Origin of the sequence: Variovorax sp. NFACC27 (assembly GCF_048301545.1) — a bacterium.
GTDB classification, from domain to species: Bacteria; Pseudomonadota; Gammaproteobacteria; order Burkholderiales; family Burkholderiaceae_C; genus Variovorax; species Variovorax gossypii.
The window spans coordinates 1027665-1044355 of sequence record NZ_CP157613.1; the positions used below are offsets into that span (position 1 = coordinate 1027665).

The following is a 16691-nucleotide window of genomic DNA, read 5'->3' on the forward strand; positions in this document are numbered from 1 at the left end:
CTGCAGCAGGGGCAGCCGCGCCGCTCATCACCGTCAAGATGGAGCGCCCATCCGCTTACGGAGAGCCTGACCATGAACGGCAAGAATTCGATTCGCAACCTGGATTGTGGAGCGAGCCCTGTTCGTGCCTCGCAGGCACACACGTAGCGCGCCTTCCCTGTCGGGAGGTGCCACATGGGTTGTGTGGCGTGATCAAAGTCAATTTCGCCGAACAAGGGCGGCGGTTGCATTTGCTGTGCGGAGGAGGGTTCGTAGATTACCGAAATGTAATCGTTCCCCTCTCATCGCGAAGTTACGATCAAAAAAATGCACCTACTAGTAATCGAAGACGAAGTGAAGTTGGGGGACTACCTGCGCAAGGGCCTGGTGGAAAGCGGCTTCAACGTCGATCTCGCGCGCGATGGTGCTGAAGGGCTGGGCATGGCGTTGACAGGAAACTACGATGCGATCGTCCTGGATGTGATGCTGCCGGGCATCGACGGCTTCAAGATCCTCGAAGCGATCCGCAAGTCTTCTTCCATTCCCGTGTTGATGCTGACCGCACGGGACGATGTGGCCGATCGCGTCAAGGGTTTGGAAAGTGGTGCAGATGACTATCTCGCAAAGCCTTTCGCCTTCTCGGAATTGCAGGCGCGCATCCGAGCGCTTCTGCGTCGTGGAACACTGCAGGAAACAACGCGCTACGCACTGGCGGACCTTCAATTGGATCTCACCACGCGCAAGGCGACGCGGGGTTCGAAGCGGCTGGAGCTGACGGCCAAGGAATTTGCCCTGCTTTCGCTTCTGCTGCGCCGGCAAGGCCAGATTCTTCCACGAGCGATTCTGGCTGACCAAGTCTGGGGAATGAACTTCGACAGCGATACCAACGTGGTCGAGGTGGCCGTGAGACGGCTTCGGATGAAGATCGATGATCCTTTCGAGGTGAAGCTGCTCCATACAGTTCGAGGTATGGGGTATGTACTCGAGTCGCGAGAAGCAGAATCGGCGTGAAAGACAAATCCATCCAGACATCGCTGTCGCGCTGGTTCGCGATACAAACCTTGATTGGCTTGAGCTTCGTGTGCGTGGCCGTGTATGCCGCGACCCGATGGAGCTTTCAGCTCAAGCAATCGGAAGAGTTCACGAGGTATATCGAGCTCGTTCAGCATGTGGTCGAAGAGACTAGCAATCCTCCCGATCTTGACGCCTTACGGCACAAGCTTGGTGACTACTTCCTTTCGCACCCGGATGCAGCTGCAGCGGTGTGGGTTGGCAAGGAGCAGGTCTACCTGCCGCCGGGTCCGGCCGCCAAGGGCAACTGGGTCACGCAGGACCGCATGCTCGAGGGACTCGCAATCGACGGCAAGCCGATCAAGTTGCAACTGACACTCGATGTCTCCAAGGATGACTTGTTGCTGCGCCGGCTCGCATGGACTCTATTTCTGGCAACCACCTTGGGGTCGTTGCTGGTCGCGTTTACCGGATCCTTGGTGGTTCGCCGTGGGCTGAAACAGCTCAAGCTCCTCGCGGCCAAGACCGCAGAAGCAGGACCGGAAAACGCCGGCATTCGAATCGACGCTTCGAAGTACGCAAGCGAACTGCAGCCATGGGTGGGGCAATTCAACGCTTTGCTCGAGCGAGTTCAAGGTGCATACGAGCAGCTCGAGTCATTCAACGCCGATGTCGCGCATGAACTCAGAACGCCTTTGGCGAACATGATCGCCCAAGCGGAAGTCGAACTGAGCCAGGCACGATCCGTCACCGCACTCCAAGATGCGTTGAGTTCCCAATTGGAAGAGGCGCACCGCCTCTCAAACATCGTGACGGACATGCTCTTTCTATCCAAGGCAGATCGTGGAGCACGTGCACGACGAACCGGGCCTGTAAGCATTGCCGAGCAAGTTGCGGCCGTTGCCGAGTTCCATGAGGCCGAGCTAGAGGCCTCCGAGCTTTCTCTAAAGATCGATGGCGACGCAAATCTCCTTGTAGACGTTGGCCTGCTTCGGCGTGCCGTCTCGAACCTGGTGAGCAACGCGATCCGATACGCTACACCACAGAGCCTCATCCGCGTGGCAATCGAGCAAGAAGGGAGCGCGGTCAAGCTTTTCGTGGACAACCGAGGGGAGCCGATCGACCCATCCGCGCTGCCGCATCTGTTTGAGCGCTTCTATCGGGCGGATCGCTCCCGCTCTGGATCCTCCAGCCACCATGGGCTGGGTCTAACGATTGTGTCGGCCATCGCACGCATGCACGGCGGGTCGACGTTCGCCTCTTCGGGTGGGGGCGTGACGCGCATTGGGATCTTGCTGGCCCAGCCAGAATCGAGCGGAGACTGAATCAGAGCGGATGCTTACTCTTGCCGACACATAGCTCGACTGGTGGATTTGTCTCGACCTCTAATTCGAACGCTGACTCATCAGAAGACCTGCGATGCATGGGGCCCAGCGGGCCACAGTTGTTTACTGCGCGGTTAACACCAACTGAGTCACAGGCACGGTCATGCGTACGCAACTGAATCTGGCGTATACCTCGGAGCAGTTGTTCTTTGCATTGGCCACAAGGTTCTTAGTCCAACGCGTGATGTCGACTGCCATTTACACCCGCACCCGCTCTCAGTTTCGACGAACGAAGTCGTTGGCGGTTTGTCGCGAAGCGAAGGATCGGCGCTCAGGAAGGGAGCGCCTTCTTTTTTACTTAGGATTGTTCAACACTGGTGGCCAAGGTGCACCGCGGCTAACTGAATTCCATGCGGGATGCTTCATTGCACCGTCGAGTTCGGCGACTACCTGTGCGCGAGTTTTGGGTTCGCCCGTCTTGGCGACGGGCCATGGCGCACCCCGACTCGCAGCATTCCAAGCAGGATGCTTCATTGCCGAGTTCAGGTCGGAGTCGATGTCTGCCCGGCTTCGCTTGGAGGCATGCTCTAGGTGGTAGGTCGCCCCGGCTTCATTGGGTGAGGGGTGGTAGGCGCCAGCGGCGGACGCGCTTGCGGCCGACAGAGTTGCAGCGACGAGAACTGCTGCGGTCACAGCGGAACGAAGAGTGCGAATCGACATTAAGGTCTCCTTTGTATTCCGCCCCGAAGAGTCCGGGGCGTTTAACGACTCTAGAAAGCCTTTCGAACACTTGGCCTGCAACCGGATTACATATTGGTCATCGAAATGTCATAAACAAAAAAGAACACCACCTGGGTGGTCCCAGCGTGGTGTCCTGATTTATCCGCCTCGTGGATACCGAGGCTAGGTGGCGATTGCGACTGGAGGCTATGTCCTGTCTGCTCGGGTCAGTTGCCTGCAAACTTGCTGCAGCGGGCAGCGGCCCCTTCGAATCAGCGCGTGACGGCATTTCCGTTAACTGGCGTCAGCGATGCACTGGCAGCGTCGCTTGAGCCACGAAGCTGTGCGTATGCGCGGTTTGCCTTGGCGTAAGCCGGATGATTGCCGCTTGCGAATGCATCGCTGTAGCTGAGCGCGCCAAGGCCAGATTTGATCCAGTTCATCGTGTCGGCCTGCACTGCCGCACGGGTCTTTTGCTGCACCTGCACGACGGCTTGAGGGTTGCCCTCCGGGTAGCCGAGCGTGGGAGCGGCGGCCATCCAGGCACGTGTCTCTGCGGCCACGGCAGGGCTGGAAACGTTGGATGTTTGAGCAACAGGGCGCGGGTCGCCTTCTGCATAGTTACCGGCGAAGGCTGGAACCGCCGCGGCAGCGAGAAGCATGGAGGCAAGGGGCAGTCGAAGCGAGGAGATTTGCATGAGGAGGTCCTTTGGATTGGTGGGTTCATACGCCGCCGTTCTCGACTGCGTGAGTGAACTTTAAAAAACCAGTCCTCCAGACTTCTAACTGCAGGATTACAGTTTGGTCATCAGCTTTTCACTTGAGGTTAAACCGAATGGGCTGCGGTGCCTGGCCCTTCAGGGAAACGTTGGCGACCACTTTGGTGCCCGCCCCCACGGCGAAACTGCCTTTTGCCTGGAGAGAGTCCGTGGCCGGCGCCAGCGTGACTTCCTCCTTCTTGCCCGACGACAGCAAGGTCACCTTGGCGGTAGCGCCGGCGAGATCCACGGGCTTGCCGTGGTCCGACACGTACAGGGAAATCAGATCGGGCCGAGCAACGAGCTCGTAGCTCACATCCTTTGCGACCGTCACGATGCCGCCATGCGCGGGCTTGGCCTCATCCTTATGGGCTGCTGCCCCTTTGCCTTCGTGGTCGTGCCCCTTGTGGTCGTCAGCAGCGAATGCGCCGCTCGAAATGCCGAGCGTGGCGGCTGCGATGAATGTTGCGAGTTTCATGATCGCTCTCAGATATGAATGGCGCCCCCGTTGAACGGCCGTGCGGGGGCAATCACGGTACTGACCCTAGGCGGCTGGCTGTGGGGGGATCTCATGCTCCAATGCGGCTTGCTTCTGAGCCTCGTTGAACACAGCCTCCTCCTCGTCTCGACCATGTGCCAGCCGGTAGAGCACTGGAAGCACCAACAACGTCAGCGCCGTGGAGGAAAGAATCCCGCCGATCACCACAGTCGCGAGCGGTTGCTGCACCTCGGCCCCTGTGCCTGTCGCGATTGCCATCGGCACGAAGCCCAAAGACGCGACGAGTGCGGTCATGAGCACCGGGCGAAGGCGGGTGAGTGCCCCCTCGTGAATGGCGTGGTCCAACGACGCCCCCCCCTCGCGAAGGTTCCGGATGAAGGAAATCATCACCAGGCCGTTGAGAACGGCGACCCCCGATAGCGCAATGAACCCGACGGCTGCGGTGATCGACAGCGGGATGTCACGCAACCACAACGCCAGAATGCCGCCGGTGAGCGCAAACGGAATGCCGGTGAACACGATCAACCCGTCCTTCATGTTGCCGAACATGGCGAACAGCAGCGTAAAGACCAGCAGCAAAGCGACAGGCACGACGATTTGCAAGCGCTTGGTGGCGGACTGAAGGTTCTCAAACTGGCCGCCCCAGGTGGTCCAGTAGCCGGTCGGGATCTTCACCTGCGAATCGAGTGCTCCCGTCGCTTCACTGACGAAGGACCCGAGATCACGGCCGCGTACGTTGGCGCTGACGACGATGCGGCGTTTCCCATCCTCTCGACTCACCTGGTTGGGGCCCGGCGCAAGCTCCAGCGTGGCGACCTCACCCAATGGGATGAAGTTCACGCGTGCAGCGCCTGTTCCAGCGCCGGCAACGGACGTGGCCCCGGCGACGTCGGCCGCAGCCGCGCTGGCGGGCAGCGCTATGGGAAGGCGCTTGATCGCCTCGAGGTCGCCTCTCACGTTGTCCGGCAGCCTGACAACAATGTCGAAGCGCCTATCTCCCTCGAAGAGAGTGCCTGCATTGCGACCGCCGACGGCAGTGGCGATGGTGTCCTGCACATCCGCGATGTTCAGCCCATAGCGCGTGGCCTTGTCCCGATCGATGTTCACGGTCAGCATAGGCAGACCTGTTGTCTGTTCCACGTTGACTTCGGCCGCGCCTGGGATCGACTTCAAAACGCCTTCGATCTCGCGTGCGGTCTTGTTCAGTACATCCATGTCGTCGCCAAACACCTTCACGGCAACGTCGGCCCGTACGCCCGAAACCAGTTCATTGAAGCGCAACTGGATGGGCTGGGAGAACTCGTAGTTGTTGCCGGGAATCCTGGAGACTTCCTTCTGCACCGCCTGGACAACCTCCTGGCGCGTGCGCCTGGGCTCGGGCCATTGATCTACCGGCTTCAGCATCACATACGCATCCGAGATGTTCGGCGGCATCGGATCGGAGGCGATCTCCGCAGTGCCTGTGCGCGCAAAGATCCGCTCGATCTCCGGGAATTTCTCCTTCAGCGTGCGCTCCAGCTGCTGCTGCATCTGCAGGGACTGGCTCAGGCTCGTTCCGGGAATGCGCAACGCCTGCACGGCAAAATCACCCTCGTTCAAGTTCGGGATGAACTCGCTGCCCAGTCGGGTTGCCAGCAAGCCGGCGAGGACCACTGCAATGCCGGCGACCGTGAGAACCACCGCTTTGGCCTCGAGCACGCGTACCAGCATCGGCTCATACGCTTTCTTGGCCCAGCCCATCAGGCGGTTTTCCTTCTCCGAAACCGTCTTTCCGATGAAAAGCGCAACGGCCGCGGGAATGAACGTGACTGAAAGAATCATCGCGCCGAGCAAGGCGATCACAACGGTGAGGGCCATCGGATGGAACATCTTCCCTTCGACGCCGGTGAGCGCGAAGATGGGCAGATAGACGATCATGATGATCAGTTGCCCGAAGAGCAGCGCGCGGCGAGCCTCCTGAGAAGCGGCGAAGACCTCGTGGAAGCGTTCCTTGCGGGTCAGCGGTCGCCCGTGCCTGTGCTGAGCATGAGCCAACCTGCGCACGCAGTTCTCCACGATCACGACCGCCCCGTCGATGATGATGCCGAAGTCGAGCGCGCCCAGACTCATCAGGTTGGCGCTGACCTTCTGATTGACCATGCCAGTGAAGGTGAAAAGCATCGACAGCGGAATCACCATCGCCGTGATCACCGCGGCGCGCATGTTCCCCAGGAAAAGGAAGAGCACCACGATCACGAGCACAGCGCCTTCCAGCAGGTTCTTTTTGACCGTTGCGATCGCCTTGTCGACGAGCACGGTCCGGTCGTAGACGGTGATAGCTTCGACGCCTTCAGGAAGCGTGCGGTTGATGTCCGCCATCTTTTTCGCGACTGCCTGCGAGACGATGCGGCTGTTTTCGCCGATCAACATGAAAACGGTGCCGAGCACGACCTCACGGCCGTTGTCGGTCGCCGCACCTGTGCGCAGTTCCTTCCCGATCCCGACCTCCGCGACGTCGCGCACGCGGACCGGCGTGCTTCCGTTGCTAGAAAGAATGATGTTGCGCAGATCCTCCACGCCTCGCGCCTGGCCAGGCGCTCGAATGAGGTACTGCTCGCCGCGACGTTCGATGTACCCCGCGCCAACGTTTGTGTTGTTGCGTTCCAGCGCCTTGACCACGTCCGCCATCGACAGCCCATGCGCGGACAGCTTCTCTGGAATGGGGGCAATCTGGTATTGCTTCTCATAGCCACCGATCGAATTGATTTCGGTGACACCAGCCACGTTGCGCAGTTGCGGCTTGATGATCCAGTCCTGAATCTCTCTCAGGTCCGTCGAGGTGTACGGAGTGCCATCGGGTTTTTTCGCCCCGTCCTTCGCTTCCACCGTCCAAAGGTAGATTTCCCCAAGGCCCGTGGAAATGGGACCTACCTGCGGATGGACGCCTTCAGGCATCTCACCGCTTGCAGATTGGAGGCGTTCGTTGACGAGCTGGCGCGCAAAGTAGACGTCGGTCCCGTCCTTGAAGATCACGGTGACTTGCGAGAGACCGTAGCGCGACAGCGAGCGCGTCTGGAGCAGCCCAGGCAGCCCGGCCATGACGGTCTCGATAGGGAAGGTCACGCGCTGTTCCGTTTCCAGCGGTGAGTACCCGGGAGCACCTGTATTGATCTGGACCTGGACGTTGGTGATGTCCGGGACGGCGTCGATCGGTAGCTTTTGGTAGTTGTATACGCCAAGGCCTGCCATCGCCACCACGGCCAGCAGGATCAACCATCGTTGTTCGATGGCGAAGCGAATGATGCGTTCAAACATGCGTTTTTCGCCTCAATGCGTATGGGTCGCAGAGCCCTTGCCCTGCTCGGATTTCACGACGAAGCTGCCCGCGGCAGCGTACGTCGCGCCCGCTTTCAGGCCACTCACGATTTCCACGCGCTTGCCATCCGTACGGCCGATCTGCACAGGCTGCGGCACGAATCCGCCAGGGACCTTGAGGAAGACGACAGGTTTGTCCTCGATGGTCTGCAGAGCGGAGGAGGCGACAGTCACGGGCGAGACGACTTCGCTGGCGAGGACTTCAACGCTGACGAAGAGCCCCGGTCGCCAGGCGCCTTGCGGATTGGGCAACACCACGCGAGCACGCGCAGTACGAGTCTGCTCGCCGATCAGAGAGCCGACGTAGGCGACGGTGCCGTTGGTCGTTGCATCGAAGGCGCCAGATCGCACGACGACACGCTCACCCACGCGCACCTGCTGGAGGTCGCGTGCGGGAACGTTCATCTCGGCCCACACATTGGACAGGTCGGAGATGGTGAACACGCTCGCGTCTTCCTTGACTGATTCACCCAGGGCGATGTGCTTCTCCACGACCATGCCGTCGAAGGGTGCACGCAGCTCGAAGCGCCCCAGAGAACTGCTGCTGGTCGACGCACCGACGGTCAGCAGTTTTTGCGTCGCATTGGCCACGCTGATCTCTGCCTCACGAAGCGCTTGCTGGGCCTGGAGGACATCCTGCTCCGGTGAAATCTTCTGCTCCCAGAGCGATTTTTCGCGATCGTAGGTGGTCTTGGCGAGCTCGCGCCGCCGCTGGGCAGCCTGAAGTTCAGAACGGGTCTCGGAGATCGCGGCGCTGGAAACGACCGCCAGTACCTGCCCCTTCTTGACCCGTTCCCCGAGGTTCGCGCTGACGCTGTCAACGACGCCGGCGACCCGCGGGACGATGTGCGCAGTGCGGTCCTCGTTGAAGCGGATCTCGCCCGGGAACTGGAGCCCGCTGCGAATCGATTCCGGTGTGCTGGTATCGAGCGTGATGCTCGATGCCTTGATCTGGGCGTCGGTCATGTTGACCTTGCCCTCTTGCTGATTGAACGTGAACAGGTACGGTTCTTTCGGCGTCTGCACGGCGATCGTGGCTTCGAAGATATGAGGCTCCGCCACCGTCTCTTGGCTCGTCAGAACGCCTGCGACCGGCACCAGCTTGACTTCTTGCTGGTCGCCGTTCGGGCGATTCAACGTCACCGTTATCTCAGCGTCGGTCGGCGCGATCGGCTTTTCCTTGTCATAGAGCCAGGCCTTGAACCTTGGCTCGCCGTTCTCCTCGGCGAGCTTCAGCTCGATGCTGAAATCGCCTTCGGTGAAACGCTGCCCGCCGTTGGGTCCCTTGGGTGCGGACTCCTCTTCGTGTCCGCCTTCTTCGGATTTGCCATGCCCGTGGCCGTCGTCCTCGGCGCTCTTGCCGTGGCCGTGCCCGTCGTCGCCCTTGGCAGTTTCCTCGGCATGGCCAGCGCCCTCGACCGCTTTCTTGGATGAGCCGCCGCGCAAGATGAGCGCGCCTGCGGCTGCTCCGACGATGAGGAGAAAAATGATGATGAAAAGCTGCTTGCGCCCGGGCTTGCCGAGCGTCGACTGCCAAGAGTTGGCCATGATCGGTCCTTAAGGATTGGAGGCGGGAGAGCCGCTTGCAGCGGCGGGGCCGCCAAGCAGGCGGTCCAGATCAGTGATGGAGCGATGCAGCTCGGACAGCGACCTCAGGTACTGCGAACGTGCCTGCAGCAACGTACGCTGCGCGTCGAGGGCATCCAGGTAGCTGAACTTGCCCAGTTCGAAACCTTTGGTGGCCGCGTCAAACGCAGTCTGCGCGCCCGGCAAGATGTCCGACTGGAGCGCTTCGACCTCGGCCAGGGTGGTGACATATCGCTGGCGCGCGCCGCCTACATCGGCACGCAGCCTGAGTTCGAGCGCACGAGCGTCCTCTTCCGCCTTGTCCTGACGTCGAAGCGCTTCCATGATGTTTCCTCGATTGGTATCGAAGAGGGGCAGTGGCACGGAGATGCCCACGACCGCCTGGCTGCGTCCGACCTCCCGTGAGCGCATCGTTCCCGCGTTCAGGGTGATGTCCGGAATGCGCTTGGCCTTCTCGAGCTCCGAGAGAGCTCCGTATCGCTGCACTTCCAAGCGCGCCTGCCGCATGGAGGGCGCGTTCGTGATCCGGTCCTCGATGGTCTCCTGGGCCTGCGGTTTGGGAATCTGCAGCGCATTGCCGTCGACCGCGTCGAATGCCACGGTCGGTCCCGTCAACGCACGAAGCTGATAGAGGTTTGTCTGCAGCTCACCACGCGCCTGAACCAGCTCCAGTCGGACATTGGCTTCCGCGACCTTCGCTTTCGTCTCCTCAACCGGAGATACCTTGCCTGCAGTGACGCGCTTGCCGGCCGTCTCGCTGCCGGTACGTGCAAGTTCAAGCGATGCCTGCGCCAGTCGCACACGGTCCTGCGAGATCAGGGTGGCGAAGAATGCAGCCGTCACATTCGCCCGAATGTCTGCGTATTTTGTCTCGAGCTGCACGCGCGCGACGTCGATGGCACGCTCGGCCGCCTCGATACGTGCGCCCCGCTTGCCGCCAAGTTCGAATGGCTGGCTCAGCAGTACTGTGGTCGTGCGTGTGTCGCGCCGTACATCTTCGACCTCGACGCTCAGCGTGGGATTCTGAAAAACCCCGGCCTGGACACGTGCACCTTCCATCGCTTCGACCTCGCGTCGCGAGGAAGCAATCTCGGGATTTCCATCCAGGGCGATCTGAATCGCGGCCGCCAACGTAAGGGGCGGAGAAGATGGGACAACAGGCAAAGAAGCCTGATTAGGCACAGAGGGCGTACCCAAGCTGCTGCCTTGAGCGAACGCACTGCCGCCCGCGAATGCCGTAAGCGCAAGCGCGAACGGCACGATAAACCTGCACATCGAATTCTCCAGTCAAAGGAACGAGACAAGGGAATCCGGCGCGATCGTCAGAACATCGTTTGTGAGCGAAAAAGTAAAGACAGAGGCGCGCCGGGTCAAGCGGCGCATATCCATTTCGGGCGATCGATGTCCTCGTCGACCCTGAAGTTGTAGGGCTTGGACGTTGCTCCTACAAAGGAGAGACCCTGAGGACCCACGAAAGACGTGTTCAAGGCTGCTCCAAACTGAGCTACACCGGTCTGACAGTAGCTGCAGTCGTCGTGTTCAAGAAATATGGGCTTGTCCGCCAGATCGGCTTCTTGTTGCGCGAGGTCCAAGGGATCAGCCTTATGCTGATGGTCATGGTGCCCGATATGAAACGACGCTGGCGCAGTCTCGTGCTCGCAATAGGTCGCGACCGCCGCCCAAGTGAACTGGGTGGGCAGCAAAAGCATCAAAACGACGAGTAAGCAGCGGACCATCGAGGAATTTTATATATGCAGCGTGAAGGCGCACTCGACTCGAGGTCACTCAGAACCTGGATTGTGCAGAGCGCCAATGGAGCGCGAAGGATAGGGCAGACGGGACTTGCGACCGAGATCCTATGAGCTATTTTGCCAAGAAAGTGAACTTCCAGATTACATTGCTGTAATCTGGAACGTCCGCCCGTGGCGGCGCGGTGGTGGCGTGTGTGCTGCAAGTCCATGTAGACCGCGTGGCAGACCAGAAGGCGGGGCAGCGATCCCCCTGGAACGGCGGCCTCATGAAAAACGCTTCAAGTGCCCGACAACCAGGCGCGATGAGCCAACGAGCGTCAACCTGTCAAGCGACATCAGGAGCTGCCCCCCTGGGGTAGTTTGTCGTGTCGCCTGACACAACCCGCGCGTTGAGCAGGCGGATGCAGTGCCGTCGACAAGACGTCGACGCGCGGCGCTGCAGTGACCTCTGTGTCTCGGCAAGGGGGCGAATCGCGCAGAAGCGCCTGTTTTTTCATTGAAGCTCCCCTAAGTTCCGATTCCAGTTTTTTTCAGACCTATATCACCCCCCGAGAACAGTAGAGCAGTCGCTATTTCATTGCATTTCTCTTGACTCACTCGCTATGAGCAGGCCAGGTGAAATGGGATCAGACACTCGCATTACTCACCCGTTCACTCGAGCAGAGTCTGTCCTCCCGTTCTCAGATGCGCAATATCGATGGCATTCGTGCCGTCGCGATCGCGCCTGTCTGTCATCCACCAAATCAACTGGAAGTAGGCGTGAATTCCCGTCCGGACGCTGCTCTTGCGGCGAGCGGCGCGGGCTTACGCATGTGTTCACTCTTAAAGGAAATCAATCATTCATGGCCCATCTCATCGAAACCATGGCCTACGCCGGCGACACCCCCTGGCATCTGCTGGGCCACCAGCTCCCCCCGAAGCAGCCTCTGGAAGTCTGGGCTCAGAAGGCAGGTATGGCCTGGACAATTTGCGAAACGCCCGTGCATTACATAAGCGAGCGCACTGGTGGTATCCAAACCCTCAAGTCCTTCGAGGAACAGAAAGTCCTCTATCGCAGCGATACCAAGGCGGCCCTGTCGGTGGTCAGCAATCGCTACCAAGTAGTCCAGCCCCGGGCGGTGCTCGAGTTCTACCGGGACCTCATCGAGGTCTCTGGCTGCGAGATGGAAACAGCAGGCGTTCTCAAGGCGGGTCGGAAATTCTGGGCCTTGGCGCGCACCGGCCAGCGCACCGTGCTCAAAGGCTCGGATGCTGTCGACGGCTACCTGCTGCTCGCTACCTCCTGCGACGGCACCCTGGCCACCACTGTCACGCCGACAACCGTGAGGGTTGTTTGCCACAACACCCTCACCATGGCTATCAGCGGCGCGAGCAGCAACGCCATTCGAGTGCCACACAACACCAGCTTCGACCCCGACGCCATCAAACGCCAGTTGGGCATTGCTGTGTCGCAATGGGACAACTTCATGCATCGCATGAATGCCCTGTCTGAGCGCAAAGTCAAGAGCAAAGAAGTCGAAGGCTACATCCAGCGCGTGCTCTACGGGCCGGACGAACTGGATCAGCCAACGGCGTCCAATGCCAATGCGCAGTCCGTGCCGCGCGCGTTGGCGGCGCGGAAGGTTCTGCAACTGTACGAAGGCAAAGGCCGTGGCGCCGAACTCGCAGCCGCTCGGGGCACTGCCTGGGGCCTGCTGAGTGCAATGACCGAATACGTCGACCACGAACGACGTGCCCGCAACCGCGAGTACCGCCTTGACAGTGCCTGGTTCGGTCAGGGCGCCGCACTGAAGCAGCGAGCGCTGGACCATGCGCTTGAGCTCGCTTCATGAGGCAGACAACCAACCTCGGCACCGCCTCTCCACCACGTCCCCCTTACCAAAAGCCCCGTCCCTCCATCAGGAGGACGGGGCTTTTGGCTATGGGCACTCCATTTCAAGGAAGACATCATGTACACACGTGCTGAACGCTTGCGAACTGCGAGCCTCACAACCACAAGGCGCGTCGCACTGCACCTAGTCTCAACGTCGAAAAGACTTGGATCGGCGGCGATCGTTGATCGCCAGATCGACAGTCCCCAGCCCTCGGAAGTCGGCATCGGAAACCGCGATGCCGCCGCTGCCCTCGGACACGATCCCTTCAAATCCCAGGTCCGTCTCTGGATGGAGAAGAAAGGGCGCCAAGACCTATTGCACCCAGTGCTGGTCCAGGACGATAGCCTGGGGTACTGGGGGCTCTTGCTCGAGCCGATCGTAGCAGCGCATTACACCAATAGGACCGGGCGCAGGATCCGGCAAGTCAACGCCACGCAGCGGCACCAAAAGCATCCGTGGATGATCGCTACCGTCACGCGCGAGGTGGTGGACGCACCCGATGTCCAGCTTCTTGAGTGCTCGTGTGTCGGCATGGACGCCGCGCCCCTATGGGCTCACGGCGTCCCGGCGTACATGCGGCTTCGGGTCATGCATTTGCTTGCTGTCACGGGTCAACGCGCCGCCGATGTGGTCGCGCTGCTGGGCGGCCAGGACCTGCAGATCTATCGCATCGAGCGCGACGAGGCCGAGATCGCATGGCTGATCAGGCAGGAGAAGGTGTTCTGGCGCAGTGTCGAATGCGATCAGGCCCCGCCTTCGCGGGATGAGGATATGCCGGTGTCCTGAAATGTGGGGACGTTAGCGTTCCTGCCAGAGCGTCCACCACCGGCGTGGCGCCGATCTCGTCTCCAGGGGCCGTAGATCCAGGGTGTCGTAGTTCGTAAATGGTGCCCCAGCGCGCCGGCGCAACTCCGTCTCGAGTTCATGAGCGATCCCGCGCGCGTGAAGGTCTCCCTCCAGGGCCTTCCTGTGCCACTCGATGGCCATCGCACTTAGCGCCTCGTCGGGCCGCTCCTGCTTTGTCGTCATGCGCAGATTGTGCCGCATCGGCCAGCGTTCCTTAACAGCTGTCCTGAGAGGGGCATGAGACATCGCGCGCCAGCGCAGTAGGCGTGTTTGTCAGTTCCTGTTCTCTTGCCTTTCGAATCCCTTTGCCTTCTTTTTAACAACCCGAATAGAAATGAACAACGAATCAATCACTCCAGCCCCGTGGGCGCATGGGCCTTCCGCACTGCAGTCGGTGGGGCTTCATCGCTACATAGCCCGGACGCTGCGTGTCAGTTCGAGCCACCTGCCCTGGGAGATCGCGCGGCAGATACACGCGGAGGACCAGATGGGCGAGACCTGTGGTGCGTTCCCATCCACTGGCGGCCTCCTGATCCTCGAGCTCGACGACTACAGCTGGCGCGCCGATGTCACGGCCGACAGCATCGCAGCGGCACAGGCGCTGCGATGGGACGCACTGCGCCGGTTGCTGCGGCTGGCGCAGGCCTACCAATGCGAAGCCCTGGAGCTTGCCGGCGACCACCTGGTGTTGCCGGCCGTTCTGGAGTTCGAGGTCTTCCCATGGCCTTGAGCCGTTTCGCACCTCCTTCATTCGAATCTCAACCGGTAGCCGCCTTCATGACTTCCATCTCCATTTCCATTGACACCGCCAGCAAGTACTTGCTGGGAGGCAATGTGTACACAGGGCATCAGCTCCAGCGTGCCATCCATTGCGCGCACAGCGTGGCGCGCGCCTACGAGATCGCCGATGTCGACAATGGCGGCGATGGCAGCGTGGACTGGAGCGAAATCGACGATGCGCAGCGCGAAGCCATCGATGCGATGGGGCCGCTGGCGATGCGCGAGATCATTGCCTCAGCTCGCGAGTACAACGGCCTCTTGCCACCGGCATCGCGGACGCAGGGCGAAGACTCCTTGCTCAGCGAAGAAGAAAACGCCGAGGCCTGCGCCGAAGGCTGGTCTCTCTTCACGCACATGGGCCAAACCACCGAACTTCGACTCGAGCGCATCGACAGTCCCGACGAGGGCGATGGTGCGCTGCCCGACGATGCGGCCGCCTGGATCCGAGTCTGGACCCGGGCCACCCCCTTGCATCTGAAGGTGATCGACCTCCTGAAGGAATCATCCCCTGCAGAGTACGCGCGCATCGAAGCCTATGTCCATGGTGCTGAGGCATGTCTTGCTGCCGCTGGAACGCCTGGCTCGGGGGCGTTGTGATGCGTCAACAAGGTACGCAGCCTCCATGACAGTCACTTGCTTCAAGCGCTTTTCTTCATCAACCCAGCCCGCCTTGTGCGGGCTTTTTTACGTCTACACGATGCACCACTCTCTTGTCTTCCTGTTCTCGTCGATGACTGCGGCTCGGCAGTCCATCGGTCTTCACCCTCGCGACCTGTTCGATGTCCGCCTCGCACAGGGGCATGCATTGGCGGCGGGCGCCTGACATGGGCTCCATCGTCTACCGCGCCACCAAGGCGCAGGCGATCCACGATGAGCTTGCCAGCGTCGGGGCTTCTTCCACGGTGCTGGCGCACCGCGTGATCGGCAACCGCCTGTGGTTCCTGGCCCAGACCCGCACGGGCGAGCGTATCGGGCGCAAGTGGGTTGGCCTGACGCTGATCGACTGCATAAACGGCGAAGCCGCCGTCAAGTGCCTGGATGAGTCCTGCGGACCTTGCTACTACGACTGCCCGCTCTCATTCCTCGCCCAAGCCGATGCACCCGTGGGGCCGTATGCGGGCCCTTGGCGCGAGAAGGTGCGCGCCTTTCACAGCAACCGGGCGGCCAAGCGTGCAGCTATCCGCCCGGGCGCACGCGTCGCCTATGGCGCTCACGTCTACGTGCTGCGCCGGCGCCTCGGACGCCGCGGCTGGGATGTCGAGCGCGAGAGCGACGAACTTCCCTTGCGCATGAAATCCCGACAACTCGGCAACGCGACGGTGTTGCCTTCTCAGGAGAAACATCCATGACAACCCGATTCCAGCGGTACACCACGGTGCCGCCCCACACCCGCGACCCCTTCGCCCAGGACATGCTCAAGTGGTCGGCCCAGTTCGACGTTCCCTCGATCGGCGAGGACGTGCTCATCCGTATCAACGGCATCGGCCGCGCCAAGGTGGTGGGCTACGCGTCGCAAGGCGTCTATCTGGGCGTGATGACCGTGCCGTACAGCCCGCCCGACTGGTGGATCCGGCAGAACGGACTGCCCAGCCTCGACAACGCGGCATTGGCCTTCGGTGCGGAGATCTCGCGCGTCGATGCAGGGGAGGGCGCATGAGCGGCGCATCGTCCACGCCGCGCACGGTGCTGGTGTTCAGCGTCGAGCTTGCCGTCTTCGATGAGGAGGCACTGGAGCGTGCGGCCAGGGCTCGCGCGCGCGAGGACGGCTTGAGCGACGAGGTGTGGGCATCCATGCGCTCGGGCATGACCGATGACCTGGTCATGCTGCTGGATCCTGGCCTCATTGCCGATGCGGGCTTTGAGATCCTTCAGTCGATATGTGAAGTGAGCGAGGTGAGCGAGCATGCCATCGACCAACGTTGAGTTCGTCACCGAGTTGATGGAGTTCAGCGTCCACGGCGCGCTCATCCAGGCCTTTGTGATGCAGGCGCTGGAGCAGTACGCCAGGCGCGTGGCTGCGATGGATCCCGAAGCACTGGACACACCCATGGTCAGCGGCCGTGCCTGGCACGGTTGCGCTGTGGAGGTGCGAAACAAGCTGGCCAGACGGCTGGGTCGCAATGAAGCAGGACCGCCAGCACCTTCGTCCGCCCAAAAGCGCTGAGGCAGCAGCAGCTGACTCGCTTTAGCTGCACACAAAAAAAGGG

Annotated in this window: 17 protein-coding genes; 12 read left to right on the top strand and 5 right to left on the bottom strand. The window is 61.0% G+C overall.

Features of this window, described 5'->3' with window-relative positions; genetic code table 11:
- Positions 1 to 306: 306 nt before the first annotated feature.
- Both ABL840_RS04720 and ABL840_RS04725 read left to right on the top strand, forming a co-directional pair.
- Positions 307 to 990, top strand: coding sequence for a heavy metal response regulator transcription factor (locus ABL840_RS04720; RefSeq protein WP_093299094.1), 684 nt, complete (start codon positions 307 to 309; stop codon positions 988 to 990).
- Entirely contained in the window at positions 987 to 2315 is a 1329-nt protein-coding gene (locus ABL840_RS04725) for a heavy metal sensor histidine kinase (protein WP_228121890.1), read from the top strand. The genes ABL840_RS04720 and ABL840_RS04725 overlap by 4 nt, the downstream gene beginning before the upstream one ends.
- Before the next feature lie 992 nt (positions 2316 to 3307).
- Here ABL840_RS04725 and ABL840_RS04730 read toward each other — a convergent pair.
- The 5 genes from ABL840_RS04730 to ABL840_RS04750 form a co-directional block, all read right to left on the bottom strand.
- Positions 3308 to 3733: a hypothetical protein gene (locus tag ABL840_RS04730; protein ID WP_143042880.1), complete on the bottom strand. Its 426-nt coding sequence runs from the start codon at positions 3731 to 3733 to the stop codon at positions 3308 to 3310.
- A 118-nt stretch (positions 3734 to 3851) separates the two neighbouring features.
- Positions 3852 to 4271, bottom strand: coding sequence for a hypothetical protein (locus ABL840_RS04735; protein WP_093299102.1), 420 nt, complete (start codon positions 4269 to 4271; stop codon positions 3852 to 3854).
- 66 nt (positions 4272 to 4337) lie between these two features.
- Entirely contained in the window at positions 4338 to 7586 is a 3249-nt protein-coding gene (locus tag ABL840_RS04740; RefSeq protein WP_093299105.1) for a CusA/CzcA family heavy metal efflux RND transporter, read from the bottom strand.
- Positions 7587 to 7598: 12 nt separating this feature from the next.
- The gene (locus ABL840_RS04745; RefSeq protein WP_093299107.1) at positions 7599 to 9194 is read right to left on the bottom strand and encodes an efflux RND transporter periplasmic adaptor subunit; all 1596 of its coding nucleotides are present in this window, start codon (positions 9192 to 9194) and stop codon (positions 7599 to 7601) included.
- Between the two features lie 9 nt (positions 9195 to 9203).
- Positions 9204 to 10508 (bottom strand): TolC family protein, encoded by a 1305-nt coding sequence (locus ABL840_RS04750; protein ID WP_093299110.1) that lies wholly within the window; start codon positions 10506 to 10508, stop codon positions 9204 to 9206.
- A gap of 260 nt (positions 10509 to 10768) precedes the next feature.
- Here ABL840_RS04750 and ABL840_RS04755 point away from each other — a divergent pair, with 260 nt between their 5' ends.
- The 10 genes from ABL840_RS04755 to ABL840_RS04800 all read left to right on the top strand — a co-directional run bounded on the left by ABL840_RS04755 (position 10769) and on the right by ABL840_RS04800 (position 16648).
- The gene (locus ABL840_RS04755) at positions 10769 to 10957 is read left to right on the top strand and encodes a hypothetical protein (protein WP_143042881.1); all 189 of its coding nucleotides are present in this window, start codon (positions 10769 to 10771) and stop codon (positions 10955 to 10957) included.
- A gap of 869 nt (positions 10958 to 11826) precedes the next feature.
- Complete coding sequence (locus tag ABL840_RS04760) at positions 11827 to 12816, top strand: DUF932 domain-containing protein (RefSeq protein WP_093299114.1); 990 nt, start codon at positions 11827 to 11829, stop codon at positions 12814 to 12816.
- Between the two features lie 117 nt (positions 12817 to 12933).
- The gene (locus ABL840_RS04765) at positions 12934 to 13644 is read left to right on the top strand and encodes a YqaJ viral recombinase family protein (RefSeq protein WP_093299116.1); all 711 of its coding nucleotides are present in this window, start codon (positions 12934 to 12936) and stop codon (positions 13642 to 13644) included.
- A 394-nt stretch (positions 13645 to 14038) separates the two neighbouring features.
- Complete coding sequence (locus ABL840_RS04770; protein ID WP_093299121.1) at positions 14039 to 14434, top strand: hypothetical protein; 396 nt, start codon at positions 14039 to 14041, stop codon at positions 14432 to 14434.
- 47 nt (positions 14435 to 14481) lie between these two features.
- A complete protein-coding gene (locus ABL840_RS04775; RefSeq protein WP_093299123.1) occupies positions 14482 to 15081 on the top strand; it encodes a hypothetical protein in 600 nt (199 codons plus the stop codon).
- A gap of 25 nt (positions 15082 to 15106) precedes the next feature.
- Positions 15107 to 15307: a hypothetical protein gene (locus ABL840_RS04780; protein ID WP_093299126.1), complete on the top strand. Its 201-nt coding sequence runs from the start codon at positions 15107 to 15109 to the stop codon at positions 15305 to 15307.
- Between the two features lies 1 nt (position 15308).
- Entirely contained in the window at positions 15309 to 15833 is a 525-nt protein-coding gene (locus ABL840_RS04785) for a hypothetical protein (protein WP_093299129.1), read from the top strand.
- Positions 15830 to 16141 (top strand): hypothetical protein, encoded by a 312-nt coding sequence (locus ABL840_RS04790; protein WP_093299131.1) that lies wholly within the window; start codon positions 15830 to 15832, stop codon positions 16139 to 16141. Before ABL840_RS04785 ends, ABL840_RS04790 begins: the two co-directional genes overlap by 4 nt.
- Entirely contained in the window at positions 16138 to 16407 is a 270-nt protein-coding gene (locus ABL840_RS04795; protein WP_093299133.1) for a hypothetical protein, read from the top strand. Before ABL840_RS04790 ends, ABL840_RS04795 begins: the two co-directional genes overlap by 4 nt.
- A complete protein-coding gene (locus tag ABL840_RS04800; RefSeq protein ID WP_093299136.1) occupies positions 16388 to 16648 on the top strand; it encodes a hypothetical protein in 261 nt (86 codons plus the stop codon). The genes ABL840_RS04795 and ABL840_RS04800 overlap by 20 nt, the downstream gene beginning before the upstream one ends.
- The last annotated feature ends 43 nt before the right edge of the window (positions 16649 to 16691 follow it).